General features: G+C 72.6%; 18 protein-coding genes. 9 read left to right on the top strand and 9 right to left on the bottom strand.

The genetic code is table 11. The features are described from left to right. Nucleotides 1-79 precede the first annotated feature (79 nt). Both DCW30_RS16640 and DCW30_RS16635 read left to right on the top strand, forming a co-directional pair. Complete coding sequence (locus DCW30_RS16640; protein WP_076687593.1) at nt 80-982, top strand: TauD/TfdA dioxygenase family protein; 903 nt, start codon at nt 80-82, stop codon at nt 980-982. A 94-nt stretch (nt 983-1,076) separates the two neighbouring features. Further along, nucleotides 1,077-1,538, top strand: coding sequence for an RrF2 family transcriptional regulator (locus DCW30_RS16635; RefSeq protein ID WP_076687592.1), 462 nt, complete (start codon nt 1,077-1,079; stop codon nt 1,536-1,538). On the opposite strand, the gene DCW30_RS16630 is transcribed toward DCW30_RS16635, so the two are convergent. The 3 genes from DCW30_RS16630 to DCW30_RS16620 form a co-directional block, all read right to left on the bottom strand. Next, the gene (locus DCW30_RS16630; RefSeq protein WP_205576633.1) at nt 1,528-1,941 is read right to left on the bottom strand and encodes a hypothetical protein; all 414 of its coding nucleotides are present in this window, start codon (nt 1,939-1,941) and stop codon (nt 1,528-1,530) included. The genes DCW30_RS16635 and DCW30_RS16630 overlap by 11 nt on opposite strands. Before the next feature lie 181 nt (nt 1,942-2,122). Beyond that, the gene (locus DCW30_RS16625) at nt 2,123-3,742 is read right to left on the bottom strand and encodes a VWA domain-containing protein (protein WP_076687589.1); all 1,620 of its coding nucleotides are present in this window, start codon (nt 3,740-3,742) and stop codon (nt 2,123-2,125) included. 18 nt (nt 3,743-3,760) lie between these two features. After that, entirely contained in the window at nt 3,761-4,960 is a 1,200-nt protein-coding gene (locus tag DCW30_RS16620; RefSeq protein ID WP_076687588.1) for an AAA family ATPase, read from the bottom strand. 121 nt (nt 4,961-5,081) lie between these two features. Between DCW30_RS16620 and DCW30_RS16615 the strand changes: the two genes are divergently transcribed. Continuing rightward, nucleotides 5,082-6,128, top strand: coding sequence for an ADP-ribosylation family protein (locus DCW30_RS16615; protein ID WP_076687587.1), 1,047 nt, complete (start codon nt 5,082-5,084; stop codon nt 6,126-6,128). Here DCW30_RS16615 and DCW30_RS16610 read toward each other — a convergent pair. Both DCW30_RS16610 and DCW30_RS16605 read right to left on the bottom strand, forming a co-directional pair. Beyond that, entirely contained in the window at nt 6,091-7,191 is a 1,101-nt protein-coding gene (locus tag DCW30_RS16610) for a CU044_5270 family protein (RefSeq protein ID WP_076687586.1), read from the bottom strand. The genes DCW30_RS16615 and DCW30_RS16610 overlap by 38 nt on opposite strands. Next, nucleotides 7,188-7,967, bottom strand: a complete 780-nt coding sequence (locus DCW30_RS16605; RefSeq protein ID WP_076687585.1) for an RNA polymerase sigma factor — start codon at nt 7,965-7,967, stop codon at nt 7,188-7,190. Before DCW30_RS16605 ends, DCW30_RS16610 begins: the two co-directional genes overlap by 4 nt. Before the next feature lie 204 nt (nt 7,968-8,171). On the opposite strand from DCW30_RS16605, the gene malX reads away from it, so the two are divergent. From malX to DCW30_RS16575, 6 genes are all read left to right on the top strand, one after another. Beyond that, a complete protein-coding gene (gene malX, locus DCW30_RS16600; RefSeq protein ID WP_076687584.1) occupies nt 8,172-9,824 on the top strand; it encodes a maltose/glucose-specific PTS transporter subunit IIBC in 1,653 nt (550 codons plus the stop codon). 3 nt (nt 9,825-9,827) lie between these two features. Further along, entirely contained in the window at nt 9,828-11,030 is a 1,203-nt protein-coding gene (locus DCW30_RS16595) for a MalY/PatB family protein (protein ID WP_076687583.1), read from the top strand. A 145-nt stretch (nt 11,031-11,175) separates the two neighbouring features. Further along, nucleotides 11,176-11,784 (top strand): MSMEG_1061 family FMN-dependent PPOX-type flavoprotein, encoded by a 609-nt coding sequence (locus tag DCW30_RS16590; protein WP_079250238.1) that lies wholly within the window; start codon nt 11,176-11,178, stop codon nt 11,782-11,784. A 50-nt stretch (nt 11,785-11,834) separates the two neighbouring features. Further along, on the top strand, nt 11,835-12,014 hold the full coding sequence (locus tag DCW30_RS16585) for a DUF6480 family protein (protein WP_062783887.1): 180 nt from the start codon (nt 11,835-11,837) through the stop codon (nt 12,012-12,014). Nucleotides 12,015-12,061: 47 nt separating this feature from the next. Further along, complete coding sequence (locus DCW30_RS16580) at nt 12,062-12,289, top strand: hypervirulence associated TUDOR domain-containing protein (protein ID WP_076687582.1); 228 nt, start codon at nt 12,062-12,064, stop codon at nt 12,287-12,289. Further along, entirely contained in the window at nt 12,286-12,630 is a 345-nt protein-coding gene (locus DCW30_RS16575) for a DUF3140 domain-containing protein (RefSeq protein ID WP_076687581.1), read from the top strand. Before DCW30_RS16580 ends, DCW30_RS16575 begins: the two co-directional genes overlap by 4 nt. A gap of 18 nt (nt 12,631-12,648) precedes the next feature. On the opposite strand, the gene DCW30_RS16570 is transcribed toward DCW30_RS16575, so the two are convergent. The 4 genes from DCW30_RS16570 to DCW30_RS16555 all read right to left on the bottom strand — a co-directional run bounded on the left by DCW30_RS16570 (nt 12,649) and on the right by DCW30_RS16555 (nt 15,828). After that, nucleotides 12,649-13,428 carry an NAD(P)-binding domain-containing protein gene (locus tag DCW30_RS16570; protein ID WP_076687580.1) on the bottom strand — a complete coding sequence of 260 codons (780 nt, stop codon included), beginning with the start codon at nt 13,426-13,428 and terminating at the stop codon, nt 12,649-12,651. 146 nt (nt 13,429-13,574) lie between these two features. Beyond that, a complete protein-coding gene (locus tag DCW30_RS16565) occupies nt 13,575-14,765 on the bottom strand; it encodes a S1 family peptidase (RefSeq protein ID WP_418347323.1) in 1,191 nt (396 codons plus the stop codon). A 228-nt stretch (nt 14,766-14,993) separates the two neighbouring features. Beyond that, a complete protein-coding gene (locus tag DCW30_RS16560; RefSeq protein ID WP_076687579.1) occupies nt 14,994-15,335 on the bottom strand; it encodes a peptidoglycan-binding domain-containing protein in 342 nt (113 codons plus the stop codon). Nucleotides 15,336-15,369: 34 nt separating this feature from the next. Further along, nucleotides 15,370-15,828 (bottom strand): hypothetical protein, encoded by a 459-nt coding sequence (locus DCW30_RS16555; protein WP_076687578.1) that lies wholly within the window; start codon nt 15,826-15,828, stop codon nt 15,370-15,372. Nucleotides 15,829-15,833: the final 5 nt, after the last annotated feature.

Below are 15,833 nucleotides of genomic sequence, written 5' to 3'. Positions count from 1 at the left end.
ACACCGGCCACGACCACCCCAAGCCCCCACCCCCCTGCCCTGCCCTGCCCTGCCCTGCCCCTTGAAAGGAAACCCGCACATGAGCACCACCAGCACCGGCTTCGACATCCGCAGGATCGGCGGTCGCATCGGCGCCGAGATCCACGGCGTGGACCTCTCCGCGGACCTCGACCCCGCCATCGTCACCGAGATCAACTCCGCGCTCCTCGAACACAAGGCGCTCGTCTTCCGCGACCAGGGTCTCGACGACGCGGGCCAGCTCCGCTTCGCCTCCCTCTTCGGTGCACTGACCAACGCGCACCCGACGGTCCCCTCGGTCGACGGACAGCCCGAGATCCTGCCCGTCGACGGCGACGAGGGCATCCGCGCCAACCACTGGCACACGGACGTCACCTTCGTCCGCACGCCCCCGAAGGCGTCCACGCTGCGCAGCATCGTGGTCCCGCCGTACGGAGGCAACACGCTCATCGCCAACTCGGCCGCCGCGTACCGCGATCTGCCCGACGCGCTCCGCGATCTCGCGGACAGGCTGTGGGCCGTGCACACCAACGACTACGACTACGCCGCCCCGAGGACCGAGAAGGCCGCCGAGCACCGCAGGCGGTTCGTGTCCCGCAAGTACCGCACCGCGCACCCGGTGGTGCGGGTCCACCCCGAGACCGGGGAGCGCGGTCTCTTCATCGGCGGCTTCGCCCAGAGCATCATCGGGCTCAGCCCCTCCGAGTCCCGCGATCTGCTGCGCATCTTCCAGGCGTACGTCACCCGTCCCGAGAACATCGTGCGCGTGGTCTGGTCGCCGGGCGACCTCGTCCTGTTCGACAACCGCATCACCCAGCACTACGCCCCCGACGACTACGGCGACCTGCCGCGTCTGCTGCACCGGGTGACCGTCGCGGGTGACGCTCCCGCCGGCGTCGACGGCGCGCTCAGCCGTGTCGTCGAGGGGGACGAGGCCGCGCACTACACGCCGTCGGCTGCCTGATCCCACCCCGGCCGCCGGGCGCGCTCGCGCCCGGCGGCCACCGGGCGCCCGCCCGCGGCGGTCACCGGTCCACGTCGTACGGGATAATGCCCGTATGCGGATCTCAGCCAGGGCGGACTACGCGGTACGTGCCGCGCTGCAACTCGCCGCGTCCCCGGACGACGGGCCGCCCGTCAAGGCGGAGGCGATCGCCGGCGCCCAGGACATCCCGCACAAGTTCCTCGAAGGCATCCTGAACGACATGCGCCGGGGCGGGCTCGTGCGCAGCCGGCGCGGCGGCAACGGCGGCTACCGGCTCGCGAAGCCGGCGGAGGACATCAGCATCGCCGACGTCATCCGGACCGTCGACGGGCCGCTGGTCTCGGTGCGGGGTGTCCGGCCGCCCGAGCTGTCCTACAGCGGACCCGCCGAGTCCCTGCTCCCGCTGTGGATCGCGCTGCGGTCCCATGTGCGGGAGATCCTGGAGGGCGTGTCGCTCGCCGACGTCGCGACCGCCCGGCTCCCGCCCGCCGTCGCGGCACTGACCGACGCCCCGAGCGCCTGGGTCAACCCCTGACCACCGTCACCACGGCACTCCCCCTCATGCGCACGGCCCCTCGGTCCGAGGACGGCCGCCACGCCGGCCGGACCACCTCACCGTCACACACCACCAGCGGCTCGACCTCGCGGGATTCATGGAAACGGATCCACCCCAGGTCGACCGGCCGACGCGCGTCGCCGGCGCGGGCCGCGAGCCAGCCGAGCAGTGAGCCGGTCTCCTCGGATCGATCGGGGTGGATCTCCTGCCGACTCGTGAGCGCCCACGCACCGGGCCGGGTGTCCTGTCCGCGCAGCAGGACCGAGGCAAGCACGCCGCCCACGTCGCTCGCTTCGCCGTTCTGGCCCAGCAGGGGCTCGGGGTGGTCCTCCACGGCCGGCTCCCCGTGCTCATCCTCCACCACGACCGGGAACTCGGTCACGATGCCGAGGACCTCCGGCTGAGGACCCGGTCCGAGGTGCCAACGGAGTTCGGCGATCTCCCCTTCCGGCAGTTCGTCGCGGAGGTCCAGCGCCAGCGTGAGGTCAAAGGGTCAGCCACAGCGCACACGCTGACGCCGCGGTCTGGCGGTCCGACCGCCGCCGAGGTCCGATGACGGGCCCTCAGATCAGGCGGAAGAGGTCCGCCGCCGCGTGGACGTCCGTGAAATCCTCGACCGAGCGGAGGTTGTCGCAGAGGGCGTCGAGGACCGAGCCGGCCTCGGCGGCGGGCGGGGCGCCGATGGCGATGCCGAAGACGCGGAAGTCCAGCGCGTGCTTCGCGTCGTTCCAGGCCCGCATCCACTCCTCCGTGACGTCGCACTCGTCGTCGGTGAGCATGACGATGTCGCCCCGCGCGCGGGAGGTGTCGTCGTACTCCTCGGCGAGGAGTTCCCTGGCCGCTGTCAGAGGCGTCTGGTAGCTGGTGCCGCCGCCGAGGAAGGTCTCCGCGAAGTCGAGTACGCGGGTGATGCCGGAGGGCTCGCCGGCCGGGAAGCGGAACACCTGGAGCTTGTCGGCGGCCGAGAACAGGATGCCGACGAAGTCCCGCCCCGCGTGCCGGGCCTGGTCGAGGAGGGCCAGCGCGCACGCCTTGGCCCATGCCTCCCTGGTGACTGAGCCCGGCCCCTCCTCGTACATGGAGTGCGAGGTGTCCACGCAGGCGATGACGGCCCCCTGGCCGGTGGTCTGCTCGCCCAGGCTGTCGTAGAGCATCAGCTCCCCGGCGGCGTGGCGAGCGGCGAAGACCGCGCGCAGCTCGGGTACGCCGAGGTTGGCCAGCTCGGAGGGGATGACGCGGGAGAGGTCGTCGCCGAGTGTGACGCCGACGAGTTCGCCCGCGGTGTTCTCCACCTTGCGGGCGCGTTCCCCGTCGGCCATCTGCCGGAAGCGTCCGATCAGCTCCGCCCACCGCGCGAGGCGGCCGGTGCGCAGCCGCTCGGCGAGCCTGGCCCGCTCGTCGTACGACAGCCGTTCGAGTTCGCCGGGGCCGACGCCCCAGGCCCGCGTCAGCGCGGCCTCCTCCCGTACGGTCTCGGCGGCTTTCGCCACGGCGTGCCGGGCCGTGGCGCGCAGGGCGGGCGCCGCCTCGGGAAGGGGCCGTGCGGCGTCCTGAGCCGCCTGGCGCGCGGCGGTCCGCGCCGCCTCCGCCGCCTCGATCGCCCGCTGTACGGCGGCTGCGGCGGGCGCGGGGACCGTGCCGTCCCCGGCGGCCTCCTCGGCGGCCCGCTCCAGCGCCTCGCCCACGGCCGCCGCCGCGCTTCCGGCGTCCCGCTGGGCCGCCTCCGCCCGCTCGGCCCGCGCACGGGCGCCCCGGGAGTGCTCCAGCATCCGGCGCAGCTCCCCGGCCTGCGCGAGGACGGCCATGGCGGCGGCGTACGGGTCCCCGGCCGTCTCCCTGTGCAGTGCGGCGAAGTCCGCCGACTGCGTGAGTGCGCTGAGGATGTGGTGGTTCACCAGGCGGGAGGGGGCCATCTCGGTGGGCTCGCGCAGCCGCGGGGCGGTTCGGTAGGCCGCCAGGAACACATCGCTCAGGAGGTCGGTGGCGTGCGCGTGGCTCCGGCTCAGCTCCGCGTCCAGGCCCCGCAGCCCCGCTGACCGCGCACGGGTCTCACGCCATGCGATGCGGTCGAACGGGTCCGCGAGCACGGCCGTGGTGTGCCGCGCCGACGCCGTGGCGGACCCACCGAGCCACGCCCCGCCCCGGCTGGCCAGCTCGTCCAGCCTGCTCGGCGTGGTGTCCATGGTCCTCCTCCGGTTCCGCTACGGCTGCGCCGGCACCATGCCGGCGTCGAGGCCGAGGGCCTCGGTGAGGACGCGGGCCCTGACGGCGCGCTGCCGGCCGGTGACCCGGTCGATGGCGGCGGTGGAGCGGCCCGCGACGACCGCCTCCTCCCGCAGTTTCTCCAGTCTGATCCCCGCCCTGGCCAGTTTGTTGTGGGCGTTCTTGATGACCCAGTCGCTCAGGGCCTCGCGGGACTGCCCGGCCATGGCGTCGAGCTGCGCCTCCAGCTCGTCGAGGGTGTCGGCGAGGTCGAGGGCCTCCCCTGCGTCGGGGTTGACCAGTTGCAGGACCTCGCGCTCGACGGTCGGGCGTTCGGCGGGCGAGTCCCACAGCACGTGCGTCAGGACCGACAGGTCGGTCTCGGCGACCGCCGGGCGGCCGTCGAGGAAGGCGGACGCCTGGAGCAGGCCCACCGCCTGCCGCCAGCGGCGGTCGGACGCGATGAGTTCCTTGCGGCGCAGGGCGGCCCGCAGGGTGCACACCGCGTCCACGATCGTGTCGGGCACGTCCACGGCGGGCACGGCGTCGGTCACCGCGCGCCGCAGCGCCTCCAGCGCGACGGTGGTGCGTGCCGGTGCGGTGCGGCGGCCGACGGCCGAGCGGACGAGTGCGGCGAAGTTGGCGGGGTCGGCCAGGTAACCGACCTCGACGCGGACGAGGAGCCGGTCGTAGATCGCGGCCGATTCGGCGCCGCTGGGCAGTTCGTTGCTCGCGGTGATGGCCCCGATCAGGGGGCAGGCGAGGGGCGCGCCGCCGTTCTCGGGGTGGTAGATGCGTTCGTTGAGGAAGCCGAGGGTCTCGTTCAGCGCGGCCGTCGAGCACTTGAAGATCTCGTCGATGAACGCGATGTGCGCGGTCGTGGCGCGGCCCTCGTAGACCTGGCGGTACTCTCCGCGGGCCAGCGCGGCGACGTCGATGGGCCCGAACATCCTGGTCGGCGCGGTGAACTTGGAGAGCAGGATCTCCCAGTAGGCCGCCCCTTCGATCCTGCCGGTGAGCTCCCTGGCCATCTCGGACTTGGCCGTCCCCGGCGGGCCGAGCACCAGCGAGTGCTGCCCGGCGAGCAGGGTCACCACCAGCGTCCGCACCACTTCGTCCCGCTCGTAGAACCGCTCCGCCAGCTCGCCGCAGATCGCCCGCAGCCGCTCGGCGGTGTCCCGCGTTTCCTCTGGACCCATGTACGACTCCCCACGTCCGTGATCCCTGGGGAGGTTACCGACCCGGCACGACCCGCCCGACCCACCCGGTCGGTACGCTCGGCCCTCGCAGGAGCCACACGCAGCGCCGAGGGGACCATCGATGCACGGCGAGAACACCGAGTGCCCGTGGGCCACGACCACGCGGGGTGAGGTCGCGGCTCGCGTCCTGCGGGACTGGGGCTTCGAACTGCCCGACGCGCTCTTCCGGTTCTGGACGTTCCTGGAGTCCCTGGGGCCCGTCGAGAGCCGGGCGCTCGGTGAGATGGACGTGAGTCCGGCCGGGGTCATGGATCTGTTCGCCGATCCCGCTCGCGGGCCGCGCGCGGGCATCGACGTGCGCGTACACGGCCGGTATTACCGCGATCCGCCCGAGTTCCTCACCTTCCTGCACGGCGGTTCGGACGGCCTCCACCACGGCCTGTGGTTCGACGACGGTCGTACCCCTCGTGGGGTCGCTTCCTACCACACCCACGACGGCGGCGGTGTCGACATGAGCGCGGCCACCCCGCTGGAGGCCGTGCGCGCCCTCCTCGAACGCTGCTGGCGCGACCTCGACGACGACGAGCGGAGCGACGAGGCGGCGGCGCGGCGGGCCCGGCTCGGCCGGCTCAGGGAGCACCTGACCGCCCACGAGACGGGCGACCGCCCCGAGACGGGCCTCGCCTACTCGCGGGCGTACGACAACTCCGTCCGCCCCCGTGACCGGGTCACGACGCTGGACGGAGCCGGCGCCCTCGTGCCGGGCGAGACGGCGTTGGGGCGCCCGGCCCAGCACGCCGTGGACGAGTACCGGTTCGCGGCGCACATGCACGCCGTGTTCGAGGACCCCGCGGAGCTCGAAGCGGCCGTGGCGGAGGCCCGGCGCCGCCTCGCGGCCGGGGACCCCACGGAGGCCCTGGTGCTCGGCCGCGACCTGCACTGGGCGTCGGGCGGTGACCCCGTCCGCGAGGCGGCCGCCGCCGAACTCCTCCCGGCGGCCTACCGCGCCCTCGACCGCCCCGCCCTCGCGGCCGTCGCCGAGGCCCACCACCGCCACCGGGACCTGCCGCACGTCGACGTCCTGGAGGACGGGGTGGCCCAGCGGCCGGGGCGCCGCCGCTGCCGCCGCGTCAGCTCGGCCGGGCCGTCTCCGCGCCCCGCAGCTTGACGCGGTGGCGCGGGCCGGGCTCCTGACCCGCCTCGTCGACCACGGCCTGGGCGATGAGCGCGCTGCTGTACAGCAGGGTTCCGCGCTCGCCGTGGGCGCCGTCCTCGGTCAGGTAGCTGCGCGAGCCGAGGAACGCCAGGCCGTCGGGGTCGAAGACCCACTCGGTGCGCGTGCCGAAGGTGGCGTCGTCCCGCCTGATGCCGAGGCCCTGGCGGCCGATGGCGTCCTTGGCCTCGTCGGTCTTCTCGACGCCCGGGATCAGTGCCGCGGCCCGGTACAGGGCGCCCGCCGTGTCGGGCGGCATGACGCCGCCGAGGAGGGACCCGATCTCGTCGAACACCGCCTGGTCGCGCTCGGCGCCTGCGTGCTTGGGCGTCTTGGCGTACAGGTACTTCAGCAGGGCGTCGGGGTCGGTCGGCAGGGCGGCGAGCCAGCGGTAGGTGGGCCGGGAGAGGCCCGGTTCGGTGCCTTCGGTGTCGCCGAGCTGCGCGTTGATGTCCAGGGTCTCGCCGTCGGACCTGGAGATCCCGAGCTTCTTCTGCGGGCCCGGCTTCTGCGACGACCACGTCTCCAGGTCCCTCAGCGGGCTGACGACGGCCTTGCCGCTGGTGACGTCGGCCTCGCGGATCTTCGACCGGGTGTAGAGATACTGGTCGTCCCCGACCTTCGGCGCGTCGTCCTTGAGCGCGGCGGTGGAGATCCGGTCGAGCAGCACGGTGGCGGGCCGGCCCTGGCCGGGCTCGTGCCGCTCCGCCGCCGTGGGCCTGTTCCCGTCGCCGCCGGTGGCGACCACGCCGCCCACGACCGCGGCGGCCACGGCGAACGCCGTCACCGGCACGAGCAGCGCGGGACGCAGGAACGGTCTGCGGGGGCGGGACGCGGGGGCCCCTGCGGTCTTGGCGTTGGCGTTGTCTTCGTCGATGTGACGCATCAGCAGTTCCTTGTGGTGCAGGTACCGCTCGTCCGGGAGGTCGCAGTCGGCGGGCACGGGCAGCAGTCCGGCGATCGCTTCCGCGTCGGAGTGCCGCCGGTCCCGGGACCAGGATGTGTCGTCGTGGTTCATACGGTTCCCTCCCGCACGGGCCGAGCCGCGAGTGCGGCGTCACCCTTCATCTCTCCGCGAGCCGACCGGAGTTCCGTCTTCTCCCGGCTTTTGTTGATTTCTCGGGATTTCATGCCGATCCGGGATCTCGTGGTCTCCCGGGGCCCTGGAAGGCCTCCGGGATCCGTGGGCTCCCCGGCCCCGGTGAGGCCTCCGGGACCCGTGAGGTCCCCGGTTCCATGCCCCTCCGATGCCTCTTCGGTCAACCGGGAGAGCTTCCCGCGGGCCCGCGACAGGCGTGAGCGGACCGTGCCGACGGGGATGTCCAGGGCCTGTGCCGCCTGCTGGTAGTCGAGGCCCGACCACACGCACAGCGCGAGCACCTCACGTTCCTGGCGCTTGAGCCGATCGAGGGCGACCTGCACCGCCCGCAGACGCCGCGCGTCGTCGATCCGCCCCGCCACCTCGGAGGCGAAGTCCGCCACCGTCGTCTGCTGGGTGCCCCGGGCCAGGAAGGCACGCCGCCTGCGCAGTCCGCGCCGCGCGTTCTCCGCCTTGTGGGTGGCGATGCCCAGGAGCCACGGCGTCAGCGAACCCCCGGTCGCGTCCAGCCTCTCCCGGGACCGCCAGGCGGCCAGGAACGTCTCCGACATCACTTCCTCCGCCGTGGACCAGTCGCCGGTCAGCCGCAGTGCGTGGTGGTACACCGTGCGCGCGCCTCGCTCGTAGAGCTCGGCGAACGCCTCGCGTTCACCGGCCCTTACCCGCCATCGCAGGTCGTCCTCTGAATCCCTCACGTCCCGTACCTCTCCGCGACCGCAGCACGGTTCCTGAGACGTGCGTCACTGTGGGCGCCTCCGGCGACCCCGGGGCCGGCGCCGATCCCGCACCCCAACGCCCATGGACAGCCGCCGATCTGGCGTGATCTGATCGCCACGGCTCCCGCACCGCCCCGGTGAGCGCGGGACCGAGTCCTCCCCCGGCAGAAAAGTTCCTCGCACATGCAGAAGACCAAGGCCGCGCTCTGGGAGTTCCTCCAGGGCCTCGGCAAGACGTTCATGCTCCCGGTAGCGCTGCTCGCCTTCTGCGGCATCATGCTGGGCATCGGCTCCTCGCTCTCCAGTGAGGCGGTGACCGACAACCTGCCGTTCCTCAAGGCCGAGGTGTTCCACCTCGTCTTCACGTGGATGGCGAGCACGGGGCTGGTCGCCTTCAATTTCCTGCCGGTCCTCTTCGCGATGGCGATCCCGCTGGGGCTCGCGCGCGAGGACAAGGGGGTGGCCGCCTTCTCCGGTTTCGTCGGGTACGCGGCGATGAACCTCGCGGTGAACTTCTACCTCACGGCCAAGGACGTCGACTTCGAGGACGAGAAGACCGTCGCCCACTACGGCATCGCCGACGTCCTCGGCGTGCAGTCCATCGATACGGGACTGCTCGGAGCCGTGGCCGTTGGCATCGTTGTCAGCGTCCTCCACCGGCGCTTTCGTGCCCAGCGCATGCCCGACGCGCTGGCCTTCTTCGGCGGTCTGCGCTTCGTCCCGATCATCTCCGCCCTGGTCCTGAGCGTGCTCGGGCTGCTCATCCCGCTGGTGTGGCCCACGTTCAACGGCTGGATCACCTCGGTGGGCCGCGGCATCGGCCACACCGGTGTCTTCGGCCCGTTCTTCTTCGGCATGGGCGAGGTCCTGCTCCGCCCGATCGGGCTGCACCACATCCTCGTCGCCATGTTCCGCTTCACCGACGTCGGCGGCTCGGGAGCCGTCTGCGGTGACAACGTTTCCGGCGCGCTGAGCATGTTCTACGCGCACCTGGACTGCTCGGGCCCGCCCTCGCAGGCCGTCACCGAGGCCACCCACTTCCTCTCCCAGGGCAAGATGGCCGCCTACCTCGGCGGGCTGCCCGGCGCCGCGCTCGCGATGTACCACTGCGCGCGGCGGGAGATGCGTCCGGAGGTCAAGGCGCTGCTCGTCTCGGGCGTCGTGGCCTGTGTGGTGGGCGGCATCACCGAGCCGCTGGAGTTCCTGTTCCTGTTCATCGCGCCCTGGCTCTACGTCATCCACGCCGTCCTGGTGGGACTCGGCTTCCTGACGGCCGCCGTCCTCGGCGTCTTCATCGGCAACACCGACGGCAACGTCATCGACTGGCTGGTCTTCGGCGTCCTCCAGGGCACCACCACGAAGTGGTACCTGGTCCCGGTGATCGCCGCGGTGTGGTTCGCGGCGTACTACTTCCTCTTCCGGTGGGCGATCACCCGCTTCGACCTGAAGACCCCGGGGCGCGAGGAGCCCGAACCGCCGGACGCCGTCGGGACGGACGAGGCCCCGAGCGAGGAGACCGGCGCCGACGGGAGCGGCGACGAGGCCGCCGCCCCGCGCGAACCGGTCGCCGCCGAGCGCGAACTGGTCGGCGGCAAGTACGACGCCGAGGCGATGCTCGACGCGATCGGCGGGGCCGGGAACATACAGTCCCTGGACAACTGCATCACCCGCCTGCGGATGACGGTCCAGGACGCGGCCCTGGTCGACGAGGCGCGGCTGAAGAAGCTGGGCGCCGTCGGCGTCATGAAGCTCGACGCGCACAACGTCCAGGTCGTCATCGGCCCGCAGGTGCAGTCGGTGAAGGACGCGATCGCCACGATGCTCCCGGTGGGCTGACCGATGACCTCACCGCTCCCTGACGCGCCGGGCTCCGGCGCGCCCGTTCCGCTCCCGTACGACTTCGACACGCCCGTCGACCGGCGCGGCACCTGGTGCACGCAGTGGGACTACGTCGAGGACCGCTTCGGCGTGCCGGACCTGCTGCCCTTCACCATCTCCGACATGGACTTCGAGACGGCTCCGGAGGTCATGGCCGCGCTCCGCGCCCGCCTGGACCACGGCGTCCTCGGTTACTCGCGCTGGCGGCAGGACGACTTCCTGTCGGCCGTCGCGCACTGGTACGCGACCCGGCACGCCACGCGGGTGGACACCGGCTCGATCGTCTACGGCCCTTCCGTCATCTACCAGCTGTCGGCCCTGCTGCGGCTGTGGTCCCGGCCCGGCGACGGGGTGGTGACGCACACCCCGACGTACGACGCGTTCCCGAAGACCGTCGCGGCGGCCGGGCGCGAGCTGCGCGGCTGTCCGCTCGGCGACCGGGCAGGCCTGGAGGAACTGCTCGCCCTCCCGGACACCTCCGTCCTCCTGCTCTGCTCACCGCACAACCCGACCGGCCACGTGTGGACCGCGGAGGAGCTGGACCGCATGGCGGAGCTGTGCGACCGGCACGGGGTGGCCGTCATCAGCGACGAGATCCACGCCGATCTGGCCCACGCGCCGCACGTCCACCGACCGTGGGCGCGGCACGCGCGGCCGGACGGCCGCTGGGCGATGGTGACCTCGGCGTCGAAGTCGTTCAACATCCCGGCGCTGACGGGCAGTTACGGCGTCATCGGCGACGCGCCGTCCCGCGAGGCCTATCTGCGCCGGCTCAAGGAGGCCGACGGGCTCTCCTCCCCCGCCGTGCTCTCCCTGGTCGGGCACATCGCCGCGTACCGCGAGGGAGCTCCCTGGCTGGACGCCCTGCGGGACTACGTGGCGGGCAATCTCGCCCTGGTCGCCGAGCGTCTGAACGGGGCGTTCCCCGGGCTCGGCTGGCAGCCGCCGCAGGCGGGCTATCTGGCCTGGATCGACCTGCGGCCGCTGGGCGTGGACGACGACGCGCTGCAGAGGGAACTCATCGAGGTCGAGAAGGTCGCCGTCATGCCGGGCAGCATCTACGGCGCGCCCGGCAGGGTCCGGCTCAACGTCGGCTGTCCGCGTGCGAAGGCGGAGGCGGGCGTGCGGGCCCTGGTCGACGCGCTGAGCCGGCTGACGCCATGAGCGCAGGGCGTTCGATCTCGGCGCGGGGCCCCTCTCACCTGCTGGTTCCGCTCCAGTAAGGTGAGCCTTACGTCAGTTGTCGGCCAGTGCGTGCCGGTCACTGGCCTTTCCACCATGTACCGGCCAGCCACTCCGAGGACGTCCTGTGCCCGACGCCGTGATATCCGCCACCGCCCCCGCTCCCGGCGGCCGGGCCCCCGCCGCCGGCCCCGTCCCGGGGCCCCGTCCGGCGGGCTGGCGGGAGCTCGGCTCGGACGCGGAGCTCACCGAGCTGCTCGGTGAGCCCCACCCGATCGTCATCGACAAGGTGCACGACGAACTCACCGAGGACGACCTGGGCATACTCGCCCTCTCCCCCTTCTGCGTGCTGTCCACGTCGGACGCGGAAGGCAACTGCGACTCCTCCCCGCGAGGCGACACCATGGGCTTCGTCCACGTCCTGGACGCCCGCACGGTGGCCCTCCCCGACCGCCCCGGCAACCGGCGCGGCGACAGCCTCCGCAACATCCTCGCCAACCCCCGCGTGGGGCTGCTGCACCTCGTGCCCGGCGGCGCCGACGTGCTGCGCGTCAACGGCCGGGCACGGATCCTCACCGACGCCCCGTTCTTCGACGCGATGAGCGTCGGGGGCCGCCGCCCGCAGCTCGCCGTCGTGGTCGAGATCGACGAGATATTCCGCCACTGCCCGGCGTCGCTGCGGCGGGCCGGCCTGTGGCAGCCGGAGACGTGGCCGAAGGACGCGCCGCGCGGCTGAGGGACGCCCCTGCGGATGCGGGGACGGCCGTCAGGCGGGAGCCTGGGAGCATGAGTGATCCACTCGTACCTCCCGAAGAGACCCCGCCGGCCGAGGGTTCCACCGCCGAGGCCCACGAGGAACGCGCGGACGGCTCCTTCTGGGAGCACCCGGGCGTCTGGGTATGGGTGATCGTCGCGGGCGCCGCGATCGTCGCCGCGTACTTCGTCGCCCGCCTCGTGGCGCTGTGACCCGATGACGCCAGGCAGGCAGTCCGACGAGAACGGAGCCAGACCCCATGCCGAAGAAGGACGACCTCAGCAAGGGTGACAAGGTCACCTGGAACAGCCACGGCCAGAAGGTGCCCGGCACGGTGAAGAGGAAGATCACCGACCGCACCGAGGCGGCGGGCCGCACGGTCGACGCGTCGAAGGACGAGCCGCAGTACGAGGTGGAGAGCGACAAGTCCGGCCGCTCCGCCGTGCACAAGCCCGGCTCCCTGCGCAAGAAGGGCCGCAGCTCTTGACGGCCGCCGGGCGGGGCGCCGACCGGGACGAGACGGTCGACGCCTTCGCGGAGGCGGTCAACATGACCGCGGGCCGCCTGGAGAAGTGGCTGGAGACCGACGAGTCGAAGAGCGTCGGACAGAGCGACGGCGGCGAGAGCGTCGGCCACGCCTCCGGTCGGCGCATCGTCCGGCTTCTGCACACCAACAAGGCCGACCTCACCGACGACGATCTCGCCCATATGCGCAAGGTGACCGGCTATGTCCACCGCCATCTGAAGCAGCGCCCCGACGGCGACGTCACCGACACCCGCTGGCGCTACTCCCTCATGAACTGGGGCCACGACCCCATGAAGCGGTGAGGCGGACCGAGCCGGTGGTCAGTAGCCGCGCTTGAGGTCGACGAGCAGGGCGTCGAGGGCGCGCTCCAGTGGCTCCCGGTGGGGCTCGTACCAGGTCGTGCGGATGCGTTCGTTGATGCCGCCCGGGGTCTCGTGGCCCGCCGCGATCCGCGGCAGCGTCTTCGACGCGTCGGTCAGCGCGTGCGCGGCGTTCTCGAACAGGCCGCGCACGTACCGGTCCGCGGCCTCGCCGTCGATGCCCTGCCGGGTCCCCCAGTCGGCGAGCGTGGCCAGGTACGCGTAGTACGAGGTGAAGGTCGACGTCAGCGCGGAGAACACGTCGAAGGCCTCCTCCGCGGGCGCCACGAGCGCCCCTCCGAGGCGGTCGAACAGGGCCTCGGCGACCGGGTGCGCGGGATAAGTGACGGTGATCGACGACCTGCGGCTCACGGCGGGCAGCGGGATGACGCGGACCACCGGGCCGTCGTGACCGAGGAGCTCGCCGACGTCGGCGACGCTCGTCCCCGCGACGGCGCTGATGACGAGCGTGCCGGGCCGCACCGTGAGCGGGGCCAGGGCCTCCGCGCGCTGCTGCGGTCGCACGGCCAGGATGAGGACGTCGGCCGCGTCGGCCACGGCCTGGTTGTCCGGGCACACGCGGACGTTCTCGTGGCGTTCCGCGAGTTCGGCGGCGGTCCTGGCGCCCCGGGGAGACAGGGCGATCGCGGGCGGCACGTCCGTGCCGTCGCACAGGCCGCTCACGATGGCGTGCGCGATCTCCCCCACACCGATGATCCCGAGTGTCCGCTCCGCTTCCATACGCCCTCCATGATCGATGGTGGGTTCGGACCCTACCCGCATCGTGGGCGGCCGGAGCCGTTTCCGGCCCGGGGAAGGGCCCGCCACGGCAAGGGGAGGAAGGCGCGTCGGCGCCTCCGCCGCGGCGGGCCCCGAAAGGGGGCGGATCAGGCCGTGTGCAGGGTCAGGCCGTAGCGGTTGAGGATCTCGTTGACCGGCTGGTGCCAGGTCTCGCCGCCGCCGGAGCAGTTGCCCCAGCCGCCCGAGGTGACGCCCTGCGCCTGGTCGCCGCTGATGAAGGAGCCGCCGGAGTCACCGGGTTCGGCGCAGACGCTGGTCTTGGTCATCTCGTGGACCGCGCCCTGGCTGTAGTTGACGGTCTCGTTGGTGGCGAGCACCCTGCCGCAGTGCCAGTGCGTCGTGGAGCCCGACCGGCAGACGGAGGCGCCGATGGGCGCGACGGCGGAGCCGCGCACCAGCTGGTCGGAGACCGTGCCCCAGCCGAGCACGACGGGCACCGTCCACCAGCCGTTGCCGACGTCGACCCAGGAGTAGTCGTTGCCGGGGAAGGACGAGCCGCGGAAGTTGCCGATGGTCGAGTTGTCCCAGCCGCGGACCTGCGCGCCGGTCCGGCCGCAGTGCCCGGCGGAGACGAACCCGCCGTGGACGGAGAAGCCGATGGAGCAGCGGACGTTGCCGGTGTAGTAGGGGTCGCCGCCGACCGTGCCGGCGGCGAAGGTGCGCGGCGCCTCGCGCACTTCCCTGACGGTGACGGGACCGGCTTTCCCGGCCCGCTCGACGAACGTGCGGACATCGTTGTCAGCCTTGCGGGACGCGACGACGTTCACGACGACACTGTTCGCGCGCGGGTCGACGTGCCAACTGCTCACGCCCTTGGGCGCCTTGAGCGCGTCGATCTTCTTCTTGACGCCGTCGAGCCGCCGCGCGGAGTGCGCGACCGTCGTGACGTCGGCGCCCGCCGTCCGTACCTCGTCGGCCTTTGCCCTGTCCGTGAGGGCGACGGTCAGCCGGCCCGTGGAGGCGTCGAACCAGGAGCCTCCGTAGGCGGACCCGGCGGCCTCACGCGCCTCGCTCTCGACGGAGGTCGCCTTCTTCTCGGCCGCGAGCCGCCGCACGGCTTCGCTCTTCGTCAGGCCGAGGTCCTTCTGCATCGCCGACAGGATGGCGGCCGACGCCGGCGCCGCGGCCTCGGGCGACGAGGAGCCGGCCGCGGAGGCCGAGGGGGAGCCGAGTGTCGCGGCGGCGCCCAGGAACAGGGCGCAGACTCCCGCGGCGAGGGCGGTCCTGCGGCGTCCGGCGATGGCGGTGGTGGGGTGGGGGTGCGTCAGGTGTCTCAAGGCGGATGGCCCTTCTGTCGTTCCAGCGCGGTGGGGGTGGAACAGGAGACGAGAACCGAGAGCGCCGCAGAGAGCGCTCTCAGGGGGTTCGGGTCGGAGCGTAACGAGCCGATGTGGCCAGGTCCATGCCAAGAGAGGAGGGAGTGTGAAGTGGCCGGAAACCGTACGTCGTGCGCACGGAGGGCCGGGGGCGGGCGACGCCGCTCACGTCACCCGCCCCGGCACGCCCTAGGGGTGCAGCACGCCCCACGTCACGGCGTCCACGACACCGGTGGAGGGCTTGGAGAACTGCAATTGCAGATGCGCGACGGAAGCCCTGGTCACCTCTTCGAAGACGCCGCTCTGCGGGACGTTCTGGTAGCGGTAGACCTCGTTGAGGATGCACTGGAGGTGCCGCACGGCCTCTCCCGAGCTGCCCGTCTGCAGGGTGGGGTGCGACCCCAGGTACATGCACAGCCGCCACTCGGCGCCCGTGGGGCCCGCCGCCGCGGTGCCCGCGGAGCCCACCGTCAGGACGGCGGTGGCCAGAACCGTCGCGGCGGCCGTGCGGATCGTGCGTCCGGTCTTCATCGCAGCTCCTTCTCGCTTCGCTGACAGGGGGCTCTCAGTACCAGGGGCAGCGCGGCAGCCCGGCGGCCGGGTGCGGCATGCCGGCGGGGAGCTGGACCATCTCGGCCGGGACGTTCCCCCAGCCCTTGATGTAGGGCAGGTCGCCCACGCGGTCGCCCTGGGTGTAGTACCAGACGTCGTTGCCCTTGGTGTCCTTCGGGCCGATGCTGTAGCAGGTGAACCAGGAGGGCGACAGCAGCAGCCACCCCGTGACCGGCGCGCTGAACGTGGGCCTGCCGTACAGGTCCGCCGGGAGGTTGTCGCAGTAGAGCGCCTTGGTGAACGTGTTGCCGATGGTGTCGCGCAGAACGATGCCGTCCTGCAGCTCGCAGGTGGCCCGCGCGCCGGCGTGCGCGGGGGCGGTCGCGAGGGCCGGGCCCAGCAGCGCGCCGATCGAGACGGCGACGGCGGCGGCACGGCCGGCGAGGAGCGGGCGGAGCGGTCTGCGTCTCACGGCGT

The sequence above is a fragment of the Streptomyces alfalfae genome, from assembly GCF_004127445.1.
Classification (GTDB): domain Bacteria; phylum Actinomycetota; class Actinomycetes; order Streptomycetales; family Streptomycetaceae; genus Streptomyces; species Streptomyces alfalfae.
The sequence above is the reverse complement of the archived record's forward strand: the minus strand, read 5'-3'. Positions and strand labels throughout refer to the sequence as shown.

Bases quoted from the DNA above. Each gene is read 5' to 3' on its own strand.
- DCW30_RS16640 (WP_076687593.1), top strand. From the start codon at position 80: ATGAGCACCACCAGCACCGGCTTCGACATCCGCAGGATCGGCGGTCGC.
- DCW30_RS16635 (WP_076687592.1), top strand. From the start codon at position 1,077: ATGCGGATCTCAGCCAGGGCGGACTACGCGGTACGTGCCGCGCTGCAA.
- DCW30_RS16625 (WP_076687589.1), bottom strand. From the start codon at position 3,742: ATGGACACCACGCCGAGCAGGCTGGACGAGCTGGCCAGCCGGGGCGGG.
- DCW30_RS16620 (WP_076687588.1), bottom strand. From the start codon at position 4,960: ATGGGTCCAGAGGAAACGCGGGACACCGCCGAGCGGCTGCGGGCGATC.
- DCW30_RS16615 (WP_076687587.1), top strand. From the start codon at position 5,082: ATGCACGGCGAGAACACCGAGTGCCCGTGGGCCACGACCACGCGGGGT.
- DCW30_RS16610 (WP_076687586.1), bottom strand. From the start codon at position 7,191: ATGAACCACGACGACACATCCTGGTCCCGGGACCGGCGGCACTCCGAC.
- malX (WP_076687584.1), top strand. From the start codon at position 8,172: ATGCAGAAGACCAAGGCCGCGCTCTGGGAGTTCCTCCAGGGCCTCGGC.
- DCW30_RS16595 (WP_076687583.1), top strand. From the start codon at position 9,828: ATGACCTCACCGCTCCCTGACGCGCCGGGCTCCGGCGCGCCCGTTCCG.
- DCW30_RS16585 (WP_062783887.1), top strand. From the start codon at position 11,835: ATGAGTGATCCACTCGTACCTCCCGAAGAGACCCCGCCGGCCGAGGGT.
- DCW30_RS16580 (WP_076687582.1), top strand. From the start codon at position 12,062: ATGCCGAAGAAGGACGACCTCAGCAAGGGTGACAAGGTCACCTGGAAC.
- DCW30_RS16570 (WP_076687580.1), bottom strand. From the start codon at position 13,428: ATGGAAGCGGAGCGGACACTCGGGATCATCGGTGTGGGGGAGATCGCG.
- DCW30_RS16560 (WP_076687579.1), bottom strand. From the start codon at position 15,335: ATGAAGACCGGACGCACGATCCGCACGGCCGCCGCGACGGTTCTGGCC.